Raw genomic sequence first — 18,343 nt, 5'->3', positions numbered from 1 at the left:
ATAAAATATTTATGGTTTATAATCTGTTTTAATCTGCGTTTTACGAAGTAAACCCGTTTTATCCGCGTTCTAATATGGCGTATAATTTTAAACTTTTAAACAAAAAACCAAACCCCAATTTTACTTGGAATTTGGAATTTTTATTTTGGAATTTTATGAAATGTTATTTCTTTATCAATCCTAATTCTACTAATCTTTCATGTAGAAAATCACCAGCGGTAATATCTTCGAAAGATTTTGGATTATTTTCATCAATACATTCTGCTAAGCAATCTAATTTCATCTCACTTACAGGATGCATAAAAAATGGAATAGAAAAACGGGAAGTTCCCCATAATTCTCTTGGTGGATTTACCACTTGATGAATCGTTGATTTTAGTTTGTTATTGGTATGACGTGCTAACATATCTCCAACATTAATTACCATTTCATCTGGCTCTGCAATTGCATCAATCCATTGTCCTTCATGGTTTTGTACTTGTAAACCTTTCCCTTGAGCACCCATTAATAAAGTAATCAAGTTGATGTCTCCATGAGCTGCTGCACGAACGGCACCATCTTTAGGTTCATCAGTAATAGGTGGGTAATGAATTGGTCTTAAAATACTATTTCCATCAGTAATATACTTATCAAAATAAAATTCATCTAACCCGATATGAATTGCTAAAGCTCTTAACACATAAACACCTGTTTTTTCAATCATTTTGTAAGCTTCTTTACCTGTACTATTGAAGTTTGGTAATTCTGAAACTGTTACATTGTCTGGATATTCTCCTGCGTATTTTGAACCTTCTGAAACGTATTGTCCGAAATGCCAAAACTCTTTTAAATCTCCAGCTGAACGACCTTTAGCGTGTTCTTTTCCAAAAGAAACATAACCTCTTTGACCTCCAATTCCTGGAATTTCATATTTTTCTTTAGTTTCAACTGGTAAACTGAAGAAGTTTCGCACTTCAGCATATAAGTTTTCAACCAATTTGTCATCTAAAAAATGACCTTTTAATGCTACGAAACCTATGTCTTCGTATGCTTTTCCGATTTCATTTACAAATTTTTGTTTACGTGTCGGGTCATCCGACAGGAAATCACGTAAGTCTACACTTGGAATTTTTTGCATTATAAAAAATTATTTGTTTTCCAACTCAGATATTGAGTTGAATTCTTACTTATACAAATATAAAAAAATATTTATTTTTAAGGTAAAATTGTTGAAAAGAAAATTGTTAACAAATAGAATTAGTTTGAAAACACGTAGTTTAAAATATTAGCACCCATTTTTAAAGCTTTTTCTCTGATAGTCAAAGGGTCGTTGTGAACTTCAGGACTTTCCCATCCATCTCCTAAATCACATTCGAAAGTGTATAAAAGAGCTAATCGGTTTTCGATGAAAATACCATAAGCCATGGGTTGTTTGTTATCGTGTTCGTGGATTTTCGGTAATCCATTTGGGAAAGAATAAGGCGCTTGAAAAATTGGATGTGTTTTCGGAATTTCAATTAGTGCATTATCAGGATATAATTTTTTAATTTCTTTTCTGATGTATTCATCCATTCCGTAATTGTCGTCAATATGTAAAAACCCACCAGCATTTAAATAATTTCTAAGATTTTGAACATCGTTATTACTAAAAATAACATTTCCGTGTCCGGTCATATGAACAAAAGGATAGAGGAATAATTCAGCGCTACCAACATCTACAGAATTTACTTTAGGATTCAATTTTGTATTTATGTTTTGGTTGCAAAACTTAACTAAATTAGGTAAAGAAGTCGGATTAGCATACCAATCGCCACCACCAGAATATTTCAAAACGGCAATGTCTTGGGAAAATCCTAAATTAAACACTAATAAAATTCCAAAAACTAAAAGTTTATTCATTTTTCAATACAATTGTATGGCAAGCTACTAAAGCAGCGGTTTCAGTTCTTAATCGTGTGGTTCCCAAAGTTACAGGAATAAAATTATTTTCTAAAGCTAATTTAATTTCTTTTGTAGAAAAATCGCCTTCTGGACCAATTAAAATTGTCACTGATTGCTCTTTTTCAATTTCTTTTGAGAATGATTTTTTATCTGTTTCTTCACAATGTGCAATAAATTTCTGACCCTCATGATTTTTTTTAATGAATTCTGATAGCGTTATCGCTTCATTTATTTTCGGTAAATAATATTGATTGGATTGCTTTGTTGCCGATTGAATGATTTTTTCTGCTCTATCAATTTTGAATATTTTTCTTTCAGAATGTTCGCAAATAATTGGTGTGATTTCGTGAATTCCGATTTCTGTCGCTTTCTCTAAAAACCATTCCATTCTGTCGTGCATTTTGGTTGGAGCAACGGCGATATGTGTATAAAAAGTGGATGGTTTAAAAAACTGTTCTTCAATGATTTTTACTTCGCATTTTTTTTCTAATCCTAAAATTATTTCTGAAATAAATAAATACCCTAATCCATTCGTAATATGAATTTTATGACCTTCTTGTTTGCGTAAAACTTTAATAATATGTTTACTTTCTTCTTTATCAAAAGTAAACGTTTTATCACCTGATTTTATTTCGGAATTATAGAATAATTGCATAGTTTTTAAAATTCAATTCTTGCTTTAGAAACGACATCAGATGTACTGAAATTTTCTTCTAAAAAGTTATAATAACCTACAATTCCAATCATTGCAGCGTTGTCTGTTGTGTATTCAAATTTTGGAATATAAGTCTTCCAACCGTATTTTGATTCGGCTTCTTTAAGTGTATTTCTTATTCCTGAATTCGCGGAAACTCCACCGCCAATTGTAATTTGGTTGATACCCGTTTCGGCCACAGCCAATTTCAATTTATCCATTAAAATTTCAATAATGGTATATTGAATAGAAGCACAAATATCGTTTAAATTTTCGGCTATGAAATTTTCATTTTCAGCTACTTTTTTCTGAATAAAGTATAAAATATTAGTTTTTAAACCACTAAAACTAAAATTTAATCCATCCACTTTTGGTTTTGTAAAAGGGAAAGCTTTCGGGTTACCTAGTTTAGCGTATTTATCAATCAAAGGTCCGCCAGGATAGGGAAGTCCTAATATTTTGGCACTTTTATCAAAAGCCTCACCAACAGCATCGTCAGTTGTTTCGCCAATAATTTCTAAATCGAAAAAGCTTGAAACTTTAATTATTTGCGTGTGACCACCTGAAATAGTTAAAGCTATAAACGGAAATGTAGGTTTATCATATCCTTCTTCGTCTATAAAATGTGCTAAAACATGCGCTTTCATGTGATTGATAGCAATTAGTGGAATATTTAATCCTAAACTTAATGATTTGGCAAAACTTCCACCAACTAAAAGTGAACCCATTAATCCTGGACCTTGAGTGAAAGCAATACAATTTAATTCTTCTTTTGTAATTCCGGCTTTTTTGATCGCCATTTCCACTACAGGAACTATATTTTGCTGGTGTGCACGAGAAGCTAATTCTGGAACAACGCCACCATATTCTTCATGAACTTTTTGTCCAGCCACAATATTTGACAATACTTTATCATTGCATAAAACTGCGGCAGAGGTGTCGTCACATGAACTTTCTATAGCTAAAGTGTAAATATTTTCCGAATTTGTGATACTAGGCATGAAATTTGGTATAAAACAATTGTAAATGTCTTACAAAATTGCTTATTTTTGTTGCTATAAGCAAATAAAAATAGATTTGTTTTTCAAAATTAAATAAATAATATATCAAATCGGTAAAAAAAATATTTGTTCGTTCCTTAATTGGAATACTACTTTTGTTGCTTATAGTAGCCATACTATTGGCTTTACCTGTTGTTCAAACAAAACTTGGACAATACGCAACCGATGAATTGAAAAAAGATTATGGCGTAGATATTACCGTTGAAAAAGTAGCAATCAATCCGTTCGGAGGTGTGAAATTAAAAGGTGTTTTAGCTAGAGACCATCATAATGATACTTTATTTCATTTTACAAGAATCAATACTTCTATATTAAGTTATAAAAAACTATTTGAAAATGGTCATCCTTACTTTGGTGATTTGCTTGCAGATGGTTTAAATTTAAAAATCAAACAATATAAAGGTGAGAAGGAAACCAATTTAGATAAATTTGTTGCTGCTTTTGACGATGATTCAGGAAGGCCATCCACAGGAAAATTCAGATTAAAAATTAATTCAATTGCGCTGCAAAATAGCCGTTTTAGATATATTGATGAAAATTTAGAAAACCCAAAACTTTTAGATTTCACGAATCTTAACGGACAATTAGATGATTTTTTCGTAAAAGGTTCGAATGTTTACGCATATGTATATAAAATGTCGTTTAAAGATCATAGAGGTTTAGTAATGAAAAACTTAACTTCTGATTTCACCTACACGAAAAAGAATATTTTATTAAACGAATTAATCTTAGAAACAGAAAATTCATCTTTTAAAGGAAGAACAGAATTGCGTTACGATAGAAAAGATTTCAAAGATTTCAATAATAAAGTTATTTTCGATTTAGACATAAAAGAAGGAAAAATTTCTAGTAACGATTTAAATTACTTTTATCCAGAATTCGGAAAAGATCAGAAATTTTATATCGATTCCCATATTTTAGGAACTTTAAACGATTTGAAATTTAATAATTTAAAGTTCAACGATTTAAATGATAACGAAGTTGTTGGAAATCTTCAATTGAAAAATCTTTTCGGTAAAGGCGACCAGAAATTTTACATGAAAGGAAGTTTTGATAGATTAACCGCTAGTCAGGCAAGTGTTAGTAAAGTTTTACCGAATCTTTTAGGAAAAAATTTACCAAAACAATTACAAAAATTAGGACGAGTTGATTTAAAAGGTGATGTAGAAATGACTCAGAAATGGGTGATAGCTGATGTGGATTTGTTTTCAAAGTTAGGTCATGTGGTTGGTGATTTCAAAATGGATAAATTGGATAACATTGATCGCGCGACTTATAACGGAAAATTTCAGTTAGATAATTTCGATTTAGGAGCCTTTTTAGACGAAAAAGATTTAGGTAGAACTTCAGTGGTTTTAGATATAAATGGTACTGGGTTTTCGAAAAAATATTTGAATACCAAAGCGAAAGGAAATGTTGGTCAGTTTAAATATAACGGGTATACTTACAGAAATATTGATGTAGATGGAACGTTCAAGATGCCCTATTTTAAAGGTTCTTTGAACAGTAAAGACTCTAATTTAAAAATGACATTCGATGGTTTAGTCGATTTAAGTAAAAAGAAAAAAGAATACGATTTCGATGCGAAAATTGCTTATGCTGATTTGAAAAAAACAAATCTGTATACTAAAGATGCTAAATCTATTTTCTCTGGAAATATCAAAATGAAAGCCAAAGGTAATACCTTGGAAGATTTAGCTGGTGTTGTTGAATTAGAAAACATTTCATATTCAAATCAAAAGGCGGATTATACTTTTGATAATGCTTACATAACGTCTTCTTTTGATAGTCAGAACATTAGAACAATCACGCTGAATTCTTCAGATATGATTGATGGACAAATAGTTGGAAAATATCAAACCAAACAAATTCGCAAAATTGTAGAAAATGCAGTGGGTAGTTTATATGCCAATTATTCCCCTCATAAATTATACAAAAATCAGTTTTTAGATTTCGATTTTACGATTTATAATAAGATTTTAGAAGTTTTCTATCCAGACGTAACAATTGGAGAAAACACACGAGTAAAAGGAAAAATAAATGCTGATGATGGTTTGTTTCAATTCGATTTTAAATCGCCATTTGTAAATGCTTTCGAAAATAAATTTAACGGAATTAAAGTTGATATAGACAACAAAAACCCTTTATATAATGCTTATATTGAGTTAGATAGTTTAAATACCAAGAATTACAAAATATCAGAATTTAGCTTAATTAATTTAACACTAAACGATACTTTATTCGCTAGAACTGAGTTTAAAGGTGGTGCCAAAGGAGAAGATAAATTTGATTTAAACTTATATCATACCATTGATGAGAATAAGCAATCTGTAATTGGTTTCAAAAAATCAGATATTACCTTCAAAAATTACCAATGGTATATTAATGAAAATGAAACTAAAGGAAACACTGTCGTTTTTGATAAAGGCTTTAAAAATTTCAATTTCAATCAATTAACATTATCGCACAATAATCAATATATTGATTTCAATGGTGTAATGAAAGGCGATACTTTTAAAGATTTCAATTTTACATTTAATGATGTAGATATTTCTAAAGTCACACCAGATATTAAGAATTTAGACCTTGGCGGAAAATTAAATGGGGAATTAAAATACAAACAAGACGATTTAATTTATGAACCTTCCACAAACTTAACTATTGATAGTTTAGTAGTGAATGATATTGATGTTGGAGATTTAAAATTAGAGGTTTTTGGAGATCAAAGTTTTAAAAAATTTAATGTAGACGCCACGATATCAAATCAAGGTCAAGAAACTTTTTTTACTACTGGATTTGTAGAAGTGGTCAATGATAAGACAATGTTGAATTTAGATGCTGGATTCGAAAATTTCAATATTAAGCCAATTGGTGGATTCTTGAAAGGAATATTGGATAATGTTCGTGGTTTTGTAAAAGGGCAAGCACATATTGTTGGATCTATTGATAATCCTGAAGTTGACGGTGTTTTGTATTTGTCTAATGCCGGAATGAGAGTCCCATATTTAAATGTAGATTACGATTTTGATAAAGATTCAAAAATTGATTTAACCCAAGAAAAATTTATTTTCAGAAATATTGATATTGTAGATACTACTCCGGATAAAACAAGAGGAATATTAAGTGGAACCATTTCGCATGATAAATTTGCCGATTGGGAAATGGATTTGAAAATTGCATCTGATAGATTGTTAGTTTTAGATACCAAAGACTCGGATGATGCGTATTATTTTGGGAAAGCTTATTTTGATGGTTATGCGACTATTGAAGGACCAATCGAAGCTTTAGTAATTAGTGCTAAAGGTGAAAGTGCTAGAGGAACTTCAATCAAAATTCCTGTAAACGATTCTGAAAGTGTGAGTGATAATGGAGTAGTGCATTTTACCACTCGTGAAGAAAAATATGGAATTAAAGATCCAAATAACAAACCAACTAAAACATATCAAGGAATCGATTTAAATTTCGATTTTGAAATCACTCCAGATGCAGAAATTGAAGTCATTTTAAACAGAGATAACGGACACGCCATGAAAGGAAGTGGTTTTGGTTCTATGTATATGAGTATAAATACTTTGGGTAAATTCCAAATGAATGGTGACTTTATCGTAAGTAAAGGAGAATATTCATTTAGATATGGAAGTTTTATCGATAAGAAATTTATGGTAAAAAAAGGTGGAACTATAAGTTGGGAAGGTGATCCATTAGGAGCCAAACTAAATTTAGAAGCCGTTTACAAAACTCAAGCCAATCCAAGTGTTCTATTAGAAAATTCTAGTTTTAACCAAAAAATTCCAACCGAAGTAACAATTGGGATTACGGGAGAATTAAATGCACCACAATCTGATTTTAATATTAATTTCCCAAATGTAAGTTCTGTTTTAAGAAGTGATTTAGATTATAAATTACAAGATAAAGATTTCAGACAACAACAAGCATTTATTCTGATGGGAACTGGAGAATTTAGCTCTTCTTCTACAAACACCAACTATTTTGGTTCTTTATTTGAAAAAGCAAGTAGTATTTTTGGAGATGTTTTATCAGATGGTGAAAATAAATTACAATTAGGTGTAAATTATCAATTAGGTAATAGACAACAAGAAATTTCAGATAGAGCTTTAGTTACTTTAACCACTCAAATTAATGATAAGATAAGTATTAATGGAAATGTTGGAGTTCCAGTAGGTGGTGTAAATCAATCGTATGTAGTTGGAAATGTAGAAGTTGTAATGAGATTAAATACAGATGGTACCTTGTCCGCTCACGTTTTCAATAAAGAAAATGACTTAAATTCTAATTCAATTGGTCAAAATATTGGCTATACGCAAGGGATTGGTTTATCATATAGCGTCGATTTTGATGATTTTAAAGAATTACTTCACAAATTATTCAAATCTCAAAAAACAAGAGAAAACCTAAATAATCCTGTTGATGATTCTCAAGATTCAGAAACTAACCCAGAGTTTATTAACTTTATTGAAGAAACTAGAAAACGACAAATTAAAGAAGAGAAAAAAGTCGATCCTAAAAACAGAGTTCCAGATATTAATGATGTAAATTAATTCATTTCAATTGATTTAGTTATTTCATCGTTTGTAACACAAACTTTTTGAAACCAAGATTCATCAAGAAAAACAACTCGAACTAAGAATTAAATCAATACTTTCTCTTAAATCTGAAAAATTTATTAACGAAAACGTTTGAAACTGATATTATGCTAAAAAATAAGTTATTTTTTAGCATAATAAGTAATTTCCTTTGCTAATTTTACAAATAATATAATATGGATATGTCAGCAACAATTAAAAAAATAGGAGTGTTAACTTCGGGAGGAGATTCTCCAGGAATGAATGCAGCCATTCGAGCTGTTGTTCGTGCTTGTGCTTATTATAAAGTAGAATGTGTTGGAATTTACCGTGGTTATCAAGGTATGATTGAAGGCGATTTTAAACCAATGGGACCTCGTGATGTAAAAAACATTATCAATAAAGGAGGAACTATTTTAAAAACGGCTCGTTCAAAAGATTTTATGACACCAGAAGGTAGAAAAATTGCTCACGATAATTTAAAAGCAAGTGGCGTAGATTCACTAGTTGTAATTGGTGGAGATGGTTCTTTTACGGGTGCAGAAATTTTTAATGAAGAATTTGGATTCTCTGTAATAGGAATTCCTGGAACTATTGATAATGATATTTTCGGAACTAGTCATACTTTAGGATATGACACCGCATTAAATACAGTGGTAGAAGCTATTGATAAAATTAGAGACACTGCCAATTCTCATAACCGATTATTTTTTGTAGAAGTAATGGGAAGAGATGCAGGTCATATCGCTTTAAATGCAGGTATTGGAGCAGGAGCAGAGGAAATTTTAATTCCTGAAGAAGCTTTTGGTTTAGATCGATTAATTGAATCTTTAAAGAAAAGTAAAGAATCAGGAAAAACATCAAGTATTGTAGTAGTTTCAGAAGGTGATAAAATTGGTAAAAATGTTTTCGAACTAAAAGATTATGTAGAAGAAAATATGCCTGAATACGATGTACGAGTTTCTGTTTTAGGACACATGCAACGTGGTGGCGCACCTTCTTGTTTTGATAGAGTTTTAGCATCTCGCTTAGGTGTAAAAGCGGTTGAAACTTTATTAGAAGGAAAATCAAATTTTATGGTGGGATTGCAATACGATAGAATTACCTTAACCCCATTAGAACAAGCCATAAAAGGACAAAGTGAGATTGATATGGAATTAGTAAAAGTTTCAGATATTGTTTCTTCATAGAGAAGAGCCAAGTAAAAAGGCTAAAGTAAAAAGTAAAAAGAGCCAAGTAAAAAGGCTAAAGTAAAAAGTAAAAAGAGTTAAGTTAAGAGGAGCTTTTCGATTTTGATAAACATTAATGATTCCATCGGAATCAAATATTTATAGCGGAATCAAATATTTATAGCAAAATCATATATAATAAACCACAAGCAATTAAAACCATTAATGATTCCATCGGAATCAAATATTTATAGGATATGTCAACAGTAAAAATAGGAATAAACGGATTCGGAAGAATTGGAAGAATTGTATTTAGAGAAACATACAACAGAGATAATGTAGAAGTTGTTGCGATCAACGATTTATTAGCAGTTGATCATTTAGCTTATTTATTAAAATACGATTCAGTTCATGGTCGTTTTGCAGGAAAAGTAGAAGTAAAAGACGGAAAATTATATGTAAACGATAAATACATTCGTGTTACATCGGAAAAAGATCCAACATTAATTAAATGGGATGAAACATCAGTAGATGTTGATGTCGTTGCCGAATGTACAGGAATTTTTACAACCTTAGAAACTGCCAATGCTCACATTAAAGGTGGTGCTAAAAAAGTAGTTATTTCATCACCTTCTGCTGATGCACCAATGTTTGTAATGGGTGTAAATCACGAGAAAGTTACAGCTGCAGATACTATTGTTTCAAACGCATCTTGTACAACAAATGGTTTAGCGCCATTGGCAAAAGTAATCAATGATAATTTCGGAATTGTAGAAGGATTAATGACAACGATTCACGCGACAACTGCTACGCAATTAACTGTTGATGGACCTTCTCGTAAAGATTTCCGTGGTGGACGTTCGGCCTTATTAAATATTATTCCTTCTTCAACTGGTGCTGCCGTTGCGGTTACAAAAGTAATTCCAGAATTAAAAGGAAAATTAACAGGAATGTCAATGCGAGTTCCAGTTGCCGATGTTTCAGTAGTCGATTTAACTGTGAAATTAGCGAAAGAAACCACTTATGAAGAAATTATGAAAGTCCTTAAAAATGCTTCAGAAACTTCAATGAAAGGAATTTTAGGCTATACAGAAGATGACGTAGTTTCTCAAGATTTTGTTTCCAATACACATACTTCAATTGTGGATGCAAAAGCCGGAATTGGTTTAAATTCCACCTTTTTCAAATTGGTTTCTTGGTACGATAATGAATACGGATATTCAAGCAAATTAATTGATTTAGCGGTACATATTAATTCTGTAAAATAATATTTAAAAAAGTGATTTGTTTTTATTAACGAATCAATTTTTTTATTTTTGCCAATCACTAACTAAACTAAAATGAAATTACTTGTAGATAGCGGTTCCACAAAAGCCGATTGGATTGCCATTGATTCAAATGGAAAAATTTTATTTACTACACAATCTTTGGGTTTAAATCCAGAAGTATTAACAAAAGAAGAAATTATTGCTCGTTTAGAAGCTAAATTTGATATTTCTCACAATAAAGATAAAGCTGATTTCCTATATTTTTACGGAGCAGGTTGCGGTACAGATAGAATGAAAATTTTTTTAACAGAAGTGTTTCAGGACTATTTTTCAAACGCAAAGGTTTCAGTTTATGAAGATACGTATGCAGCTGTTTTTGCTACTACTCCCAAAAATGAAAAAGCCATTGTTTGTATTTTAGGAACCGGTTCAAATTGTAGTTATTTTGATGGAAATGTTTTGCATCAAAAAGTACAATCGTTGGGTTATATTGCGATGGATGATTGCAGTGGAAACCGTTTTGGACGTCATTTAATTAGAGCATATTATTTTAATAAAATGCCAAAACATTTAGCAGAAAGTTTTGAAAAAGAATATAATTTAGAAGCTGATGTAATTAAGCAAAACTTCTATAAAGAACCTAATCCAAATGCCTATTTAGCAACGTTTGCCAAATTTTTAATCAAGAATAAAGACGAGGAAATTTGTCAAGGATTTATACGTGAAGAAATGATTGCTTTTGTAGAGAATTACATCATGCAATTTGAAAATCATAAAGAAGTTCCCGTTCATTTTATTGGTTCTATAGCGTTTTATTTAAAAGACGAATTAGAAACTATTTTAAATGAATATGGAATCAAAATAGGAAATGTTTTAAGAAGACCAATTGATGGTTTAATTGAGTTTCATGTAGCCAATAGCTAAAAAAAAATAAAACTAATTCCGTTAGTTAAAATATCAAAACCTTAGTGAGTAGTACTATTTACTAAGGTTTTTTATTTGAAAAAGTCAGTAAAAAATCGTAATTTTGTAAGACTACTTACTAATATAATTCTATTAACTATGAAAATCACCAAACTATTTAAAGCCTTTTTTGAAAGCGAAAAACTTGGTGGATTAGTCTTAATTATTTGTACTTTACTTTCTTTATTACTTGCTAATTCTTCTTTTGGTGAAAGTTATCATCATTTTTGGTTAACCGAATTTGCAGGACAAAGCATCGAATATTGGATAAACGATGGATTAATGACTATCTTCTTTTTGTTAATTGGTTTAGAATTAGAACGAGAAATTTATCAAGGCGAATTATCGAATATTAAAGATGCATTATTGCCTATTTTTGCAGCAATAGGAGGAATGATTGTTCCAGCTGCACTATTCTTGTTTTTCAATTTTGGTACAGAAACCCAATCAGGAGCTGGAATTCCGATGGCCACAGATATTGCTTTTGCATTAGGAGTTTTGTCGTTATTAGGAAACAGAGTGCCACTTTCATTAAAAATATTTTTAACTGCTTTAGCTGTAATTGACGATTTAGGTGCGATTTTAATCATCGCTATTTTTTATACTAAAACCTTACTTTGGACCAATTTATTCATCGCATTAGGTATGTTTGTGTTCTTATATGTTTTAGGAAAATATTTTAAAGTCAAAAATTTAATTCCGTATTTAATTGGTGGTGTGATTATGTGGTATTTCATGCTGAATTCTGGAGTTCATGCAACAATTACTGGAGTTTTATTAGCTTTCGCGATTCCTTTTGGAAATGGTGGAGAGAAATCAACTTCGTATATTTTACAACATTTTCTTCATAAACCTGTGGCTTTTATTATTCTTCCCATTTTTGCTTTGGCGAACACTGCCATTGTAATGAGTGGAAATATTTCAGAAATTCTGACTGAAAATTATAGTTTAGGAATTGCACTCGGATTAATTATCGGAAAACCTTTAGGCATCTTTTTAATTACGTTTATCGCAGTAAAAGTTGGATTTTGTAAATTGCCTAGCGACTTAAATTGGAAATCGGTTTTAGGTGTTGGGTTTTTAGGTGGAATTGGTTTTACGATGTCGATTTTTATTACTTTATTGGCTTTTGATAATGAAACCGTAATTAATAATGCTAAATTTATTATTCTATTGTCTTCACTTGTGGCTGGAGTTGTAGGATTTGTATTTTTGAAAGCCACTTTGAAAGATTCGCATATTGAAGAATGAAATTATTATTTGATTAAATGAAATTAGCCACGAATTTTCATCAAAGATGAACTAATTTTTATGTTTCTTTTTTTGATATTTGAGAATTCGTGGCAAAAGAAAAAAATAAAACAATTTGATAATTACACCCAACGAGTTAAATTCAATTTTAATGATCCAGAACTCTATGGACGATTAAAATAAAATCAATTAATTCGTGGCTGAAAATAGAAGAAGATGGATAAAAAAATGGAAATAGCAGTCATTGCTCACGATGGTAAAAAAGCCGATATGGTTCAGTTTTTAAACAAAAACCGCAACATTTTACTAAAAGAAAATATTAAAATTATTGCTACAGGAACTACTGGTGGAAAAGTGGAAGCTACGGGCATAAAAGTAAAGAAAATGCTAAGTGGACCATTAGGCGGCGATGCACAAATTGCGGCTAGAGTAGCAGAAGGCAAAACTAAAATGGTGTTGTTTTTTAAAGATCCCTCAAGCAGTCATGCTCACGAACCTGATATAAATATGTTGATTCGTATTTGTGATGTGCATAATGTTCCTTTAGCAACAAACGAGGCTACAGCACAAATGTTGTTGAATGCGTTGTTGTTGGAGGAGTAACTAATTTGAATATATTATTAGACCAGACAGGTTTTTAAAACTTGTCTGGTCTTTTTTTTTGGTAAATTTTTATTATTTGCTTTCTGTTTCTTTCTGATTGATTTGCTTTGTTAGTTCTTTCAGTTGTTTATAGGGCATTGTTGTGATTGTATCATTGATTGATATACTAGATTCTGGTTGTATCAAGTTGTTTAATGGATGGTCTTCTGAAATTTTATGGTTTGGATTTTCTTTGTAGGTTAAGATGTCGCTTGGTTCGCAAATAAGTACTCTGCACAATATTTCGACGTGATCTAAACGGAATGTTCTAGATTGACTATTTAATATGTTTTGAGCAGAATGGGATGATATACCAGCTTTTACTAAAAAGTTGTGAGGTCTCTCGATTCCGCGGGCTTTAAATATGGGTGCTAAGTTGAAATAAAGCATATAAGTTATGTTAGTTAGATTAATAGTATTTGTAAAATATAAAAATATTTTACAAATACTACCAATAATTTTTATAAAAGTGGGAATAAAGTAGTTAAAAGTGGAAATATTTACTTAATAAATGGAAATATCGGTGCATTAAACGGAAATATCGATCCATTTAATGGAAATATCGGTGCATTTAACGGAAATATCGATCCATTTAATGGAAATGTCGGTGCATTTAATGGAAATATCGGTGCATTTAACGGAAATATCGGTGCATTTAATGGAAATATCGGTGCATTTAACGGAAATATCGGCGCATTTAATGGAAATATCGGTGCATTTAACGGAAATATCGGTACATTTAATGGAAATATCGGTGCATTTAACGGAAATGTCGGTGCATTTAATGGAAATGTAAGTGCATTTAATGGAAATAACTTTTCAATAAATAGAAATGTTTATTTAAAAAATGGAAATATAGTTGTTAAAAGTGGGAATGAAATTATAAAAAATGAAAATGGAATTGCATTTTACTCGATTGTAAATTACAAATTTTTATAGTTAAAGAACGAACGCGAAAGGATTCGCGCACAAGTGGTGGGTAAGAGTGGATAGGGAAGGGACGGAATGGAAATCCGTGCCATCAAGTTTTAATATAGGAATGGGCACGAGCAAGATGCTCGCGCTAGCGGGAGCCTTTTCTTAATCTAATTGAGTATTAATATTTTCAAATTTCTCTATAATTTCATCAAGCTTAATTTGATTTTTTTTAATTAACCTAGGTTTTATATAAAATTTCCCCAAAATAATTAATGCTATTATTGCTAAATAAGTAGAAATAGCTTTATTAACAGACATTTTTAAGGCATTTTCATAAAAATACAAACAAATTCCAGAGGTAAACAGAACATAATATAAATTAGAGATTTTAGATTGTATCAATTGTTGTTTTTCTTTAAAGACTAATAAATTGGTTAAATAATCTTTGTTGCTTTGGGCTGTGTTTATCTTATTTAAATGTGGAATTATATTTTGGCTTGAGCTGATAATATAAACTGTCATTGCTAAAATAATTAATACAATTCCTATTTTGGTTGATAATAAATGAGGTTGATAACTAACCCAAATGAACACCATAAATGCTGCTACCATTGTGAATATTATATTTTTAAATATTAATTTTCTTAAATTATTTCTTCTTACAAAATTTACTTTTGATACTAAATCTTTTAAATTGGGTTTGCTTGTGGTTTGTTCTGCCCACAATTTATTAAAATTGATATTATTATTGTCCATTTTCTTTGAATTTTTGTGTTAATTTTTCTTTTATTCTATGTACTTTCACTCTAATGTTAGCTTCAGAAAGCCCAACAATTTTGGCTATTTCGGCTTGTTTTACGTTTTCCAATTCAAGTGAAATAATTATACGGTCTATTTCAGGTAATTCGGAAATACACTTGTGTAGAAATTGAATTTTAGGTTCTATGCTTATTATGTTTTCATTTGCTAAGTGTAATGGTAAGTCCGCTTTCGGATTACGTTTTTGTTTTTCAATTTGGCGCAAACAATTATTAGACGCAATTCTAAAAATCCAAGTGCCTACACTTGATTCGTTTCTAAATTTTGGGAGTTGTTGCCAAACAGTTATAAATGTTTCCTGAGTAAGGTCTTTTGCTTGGTCGTAATCATTGACATATCCCATACATAAACGAAATATTTTTTGCCAATAAGTAGTATATATTTCCTCAAATTTCATTTTATTTTTCCGATATGAAATTACTTAATTGACTTAAATACCATTCAGTATCATCATACATTATAAAATGAGATCCTTTACTTGCATATTGTAAATTTACGTCTTTTAAATTTTTAAATTGTGCTTCCATAACTGGTTTTGAATTGCTGTAATAGGAGTTCAATAAAATTAAAGAAGGACAGTAATGTTTTTTATTTTCTCCCTCAAATCAGTGTTAGCATAATCCCAAAACATTTCAGCAAGTGTTTTTCTATCCGATTTTAATGTCCAATTTAATACCAGTTCTTGTTTAGATGTATCGGTTACAAGACTATTAATACTATTTTTTTGCATAGTATGAAATTGTTCATCGGTTGCCGTAACAATACTGTTTATCTTTTCTGTATTATCAGGATTTTCTTTACTCTTAAAGTTAGGATTACCAAATGCTCCCATACAAGGGACTGCATCGACTACAATTATTTTTTTGATTAATTTGGGATAATCTGAAGCAATTGCTAATGTCAAACCGCCACCCATACTGTGTCCTACAAGAATAGGTTTTTTAATTTTATAGTCATTAATAAAATTTACAATACCTAATTCCCAATTTTTAAAAGATGCTTCGGGTTGTGATTTTACTTCTGCAAACCCTGCCATTGTTAACGTATAGCAAGTAAAGTTTTTTTCATATGCAGACTTTGTTTCATTCCAAACTTCCCCCGAACAGGTAAAACCAGGTATAAAAATAATAGATTGGTTTCCTTGTCCACTAATTTTCACCTCAAATGGATATGATTTTTTTTGTCCAAAAGTATTTACAGTAACAACTGTTAATAATAATAAGATAATTAATGATTTGATTGTTTTCATTTTTGTTAATTTTTAATTGGTTCGTCTTTTAGATACGAGCATATTTAAAATGTTACAAAATTTTAGAAAAAAAATACAGTAAGTAATTTAAAGCTTTGTTTTAGTATTCAAATAAGGTTTCTGCCAAGTTCCGTCGCTTGGCGAGGTTGCGAAGTTCGAAACCGATTATTATCTATCAAAGATAAAATTCTTGCGAGAAATAAACGTGTATTTACTACAAAATTCGCAATCTTGCCAAACGCTTGTTAGCAGACGGCTTTATGAGATTATTGGCTCTGTTAAGTCGATCTTTGTAAAAAAATGCCCAAAATCTAAATTTCCAGAACTTCTTCCTCGGTCAATATTTGTAAAAATATCTAAAAATTGATTGTCTTTTTGATCATTTATAATAGAATGTATTAACAATTTATTCTCACTAGTTGTAATATCTCTTTGGTAGATTTTATTTTTTCTGTTGTAGTGTTGCAAATAGTTATTATAGTAAAGAACAATATATGCTTCTAACCACATTAAAACATTTTCAAATTTATCAATATCACTATTTAATTTCTCTTTTACGTTTTCAAAAAAACTCTTTTGAAGTTCTGCAATAGTAAATTGTTTAAATTTTATTTTGTTATAAGTCTGTTCGTCTTTTACTTTTAAAAAAATTAAATAAAGAAATACTTCTGGTATTAGATACATATTGTCAGCGAATGAACGAATAGATAATCGAGAATGCGAATATATTTTTTCAAGTTGCCTTAAAGTTATTGATGAATTTGAAAAAAGTATATCAGAAATGTCTAAAAAACTTCTTTTATCATTATTCAGTTCATAGTGCCTTTTCCTGGCTTCTTTTTCTAAAAAATCATCAAAGTTAAAATAGTCATATAAGTATTTATAATAAACATTTTTATCAGGTTCAGGTATTGAATATTCTAAATCAATAAATCTTCTTAAATATTCATCAGCATCAATCCTGTCACTTCCATAGACACCTCGAATAGCGTTTCCTAATTGTTCTTTATCAATTGAAAGTATAAATACAATGTTTGGAACAGAGAAGAAATGTTTAATTTGTTCTAATATTGAAACGGAGTAATTTGGTCTACATCTATCAAGTTCATCAACTATGAAAACCAAAGGTTTACCTTCGTTTGTATTGGCAATAAATGTTGATAAGCTTTTTCTAAATTCTATTATGCTTTTTTTCTTTTTCGCATAATCATTAACATCACTTTCAAATATATCTGCAATTCCCTTTGTAACTCCACTGATTGCTTCTTTTATCTCTTTTGTGTCGATATATTTATCAGCGATTGCTTGAGCAACTACTGGTAAAAAATGTTTAGATATTATTGCTGCCTTTTTTAAAGTATTTTGAAATTCAGGTTCTGTGTCTTTTTTAGTCAGTGTTTTCAATTCTCCCATTAATGCAACTAATGGATTATTTTCAAAATCATTTTCCCAAGCATTAAAATAAACCGTTTGATAATTTTTATTCTTTAAATCTTGTTCCCACATTTTGATAAATGTAGTTTTTCCAGTTCCCCATTTATTGTTTATTGCTAAAACAAATCCATCAGAATAAGAGTTAATTATCTCCGTAAGAATTGAAGCATATTTTTGTCGGTCTAATTTACAGTTTGCAAATGGGTTAGTAGATTCGACTTCAATTTCGTTATGTTTTATTTTCATTTTTTTAAAGTTCTGTCATTTCTACGATTTTCAATAAGCTGTCTGCTAACTCATAAATAGGCGAACATTCCGTTTACAACTATTTATTAGTACTTATTTTGGTTTGTAAATATACTAAAAATCTTA

Annotated in this window: 16 protein-coding genes; 7 read left to right on the top strand and 9 right to left on the bottom strand. The window is 30.2% G+C overall.

Features of this window, described 5'->3' with window-relative positions; genetic code table 11:
- Positions 1-163 precede the first annotated feature (163 nt).
- From UEQ13_RS02515 to tsaD, 4 genes are all read right to left on the bottom strand, one after another.
- Positions 164-1,117, bottom strand: coding sequence for an isopenicillin N synthase family dioxygenase (locus UEQ13_RS02515; protein ID WP_329804820.1), 954 nt, complete (start codon positions 1,115-1,117; stop codon positions 164-166).
- Positions 1,118-1,236: 119 nt separating this feature from the next.
- Positions 1,237-1,878: a DUF4159 domain-containing protein gene (locus UEQ13_RS02510; protein ID WP_329804818.1), complete on the bottom strand. Its 642-nt coding sequence runs from the start codon at positions 1,876-1,878 to the stop codon at positions 1,237-1,239.
- Positions 1,871-2,575 carry a 16S rRNA (uracil(1498)-N(3))-methyltransferase gene (locus tag UEQ13_RS02505; RefSeq protein ID WP_329804816.1) on the bottom strand — a complete coding sequence of 235 codons (705 nt, stop codon included), beginning with the start codon at positions 2,573-2,575 and terminating at the stop codon, positions 1,871-1,873. The genes UEQ13_RS02510 and UEQ13_RS02505 overlap by 8 nt, the downstream gene beginning before the upstream one ends.
- A 5-nt stretch (positions 2,576-2,580) precedes the next feature.
- Positions 2,581-3,615 carry a tRNA (adenosine(37)-N6)-threonylcarbamoyltransferase complex transferase subunit TsaD gene (gene tsaD / locus UEQ13_RS02500; protein ID WP_329804814.1) on the bottom strand — a complete coding sequence of 345 codons (1,035 nt, stop codon included), beginning with the start codon at positions 3,613-3,615 and terminating at the stop codon, positions 2,581-2,583.
- Positions 3,616-3,719: 104 nt separating this feature from the next.
- Here tsaD and UEQ13_RS02495 point away from each other — a divergent pair, with 104 nt between their 5' ends.
- From UEQ13_RS02495 to UEQ13_RS02470, 6 genes are all read left to right on the top strand, one after another.
- Positions 3,720-8,234 carry a translocation/assembly module TamB domain-containing protein gene (locus UEQ13_RS02495; protein ID WP_456237518.1) on the top strand — a complete coding sequence of 1,505 codons (4,515 nt, stop codon included), beginning with the start codon at positions 3,720-3,722 and terminating at the stop codon, positions 8,232-8,234.
- A gap of 227 nt (positions 8,235-8,461) precedes the next feature.
- Positions 8,462-9,448, top strand: coding sequence for a 6-phosphofructokinase (pfkA, locus tag UEQ13_RS02490; protein ID WP_329804878.1), 987 nt, complete (start codon positions 8,462-8,464; stop codon positions 9,446-9,448).
- A gap of 236 nt (positions 9,449-9,684) precedes the next feature.
- Entirely contained in the window at positions 9,685-10,695 is a 1,011-nt protein-coding gene (gene gap / locus UEQ13_RS02485) for a type I glyceraldehyde-3-phosphate dehydrogenase (protein WP_329804812.1), read from the top strand.
- Positions 10,696-10,767: 72 nt separating this feature from the next.
- The gene (locus UEQ13_RS02480; RefSeq protein WP_329804811.1) at positions 10,768-11,619 is read left to right on the top strand and encodes an N-acetylglucosamine kinase; all 852 of its coding nucleotides are present in this window, start codon (positions 10,768-10,770) and stop codon (positions 11,617-11,619) included.
- Positions 11,620-11,757: 138 nt separating this feature from the next.
- The gene (gene nhaA / locus UEQ13_RS02475) at positions 11,758-12,909 is read left to right on the top strand and encodes a Na+/H+ antiporter NhaA (protein ID WP_329804810.1); all 1,152 of its coding nucleotides are present in this window, start codon (positions 11,758-11,760) and stop codon (positions 12,907-12,909) included.
- 228 nt (positions 12,910-13,137) lie between these two features.
- Positions 13,138-13,512: a methylglyoxal synthase gene (locus UEQ13_RS02470; protein ID WP_329804809.1), complete on the top strand. Its 375-nt coding sequence runs from the start codon at positions 13,138-13,140 to the stop codon at positions 13,510-13,512.
- A 72-nt stretch (positions 13,513-13,584) separates the two neighbouring features.
- Here UEQ13_RS02470 and UEQ13_RS02465 read toward each other — a convergent pair whose 3' ends face one another.
- The gene (locus UEQ13_RS02465; RefSeq protein WP_329804808.1) at positions 13,585-13,941 is read right to left on the bottom strand and encodes a helix-turn-helix domain-containing protein; all 357 of its coding nucleotides are present in this window, start codon (positions 13,939-13,941) and stop codon (positions 13,585-13,587) included.
- A 163-nt stretch (positions 13,942-14,104) separates the two neighbouring features.
- On the opposite strand from UEQ13_RS02465, the gene UEQ13_RS02460 reads away from it, so the two are divergent.
- Positions 14,105-14,347: a hypothetical protein gene (locus tag UEQ13_RS02460; protein ID WP_329804807.1), complete on the top strand. Its 243-nt coding sequence runs from the start codon at positions 14,105-14,107 to the stop codon at positions 14,345-14,347.
- A gap of 284 nt (positions 14,348-14,631) precedes the next feature.
- Here UEQ13_RS02460 and UEQ13_RS02455 read toward each other — a convergent pair whose 3' ends face one another.
- The 4 genes from UEQ13_RS02455 to UEQ13_RS02440 form a co-directional block, all read right to left on the bottom strand.
- Positions 14,632-15,225, bottom strand: a complete 594-nt coding sequence (locus tag UEQ13_RS02455) for a hypothetical protein (protein WP_329804806.1) — start codon at positions 15,223-15,225, stop codon at positions 14,632-14,634.
- Positions 15,215-15,685 carry an RNA polymerase sigma factor gene (locus UEQ13_RS02450; RefSeq protein WP_329804805.1) on the bottom strand — a complete coding sequence of 157 codons (471 nt, stop codon included), beginning with the start codon at positions 15,683-15,685 and terminating at the stop codon, positions 15,215-15,217. The genes UEQ13_RS02455 and UEQ13_RS02450 overlap by 11 nt, the downstream gene beginning before the upstream one ends.
- A 168-nt stretch (positions 15,686-15,853) precedes the next feature.
- Positions 15,854-16,537: an alpha/beta fold hydrolase gene (locus UEQ13_RS02445; protein WP_329804804.1), complete on the bottom strand. Its 684-nt coding sequence runs from the start codon at positions 16,535-16,537 to the stop codon at positions 15,854-15,856.
- Positions 16,538-16,795: 258 nt separating this feature from the next.
- Entirely contained in the window at positions 16,796-18,217 is a 1,422-nt protein-coding gene (locus tag UEQ13_RS02440) for a KAP family P-loop NTPase fold protein (RefSeq protein ID WP_329804803.1), read from the bottom strand.
- Positions 18,218-18,343 lie beyond the last annotated feature (126 nt).

The organism is Flavobacterium facile, from assembly GCF_036321945.1.
Classification (GTDB): domain Bacteria; phylum Bacteroidota; class Bacteroidia; order Flavobacteriales; family Flavobacteriaceae; genus Flavobacterium; species Flavobacterium facile.
The sequence above is the reverse complement of the archived record's forward strand: the minus strand, read 5'-3'. Positions and strand labels throughout refer to the sequence as shown.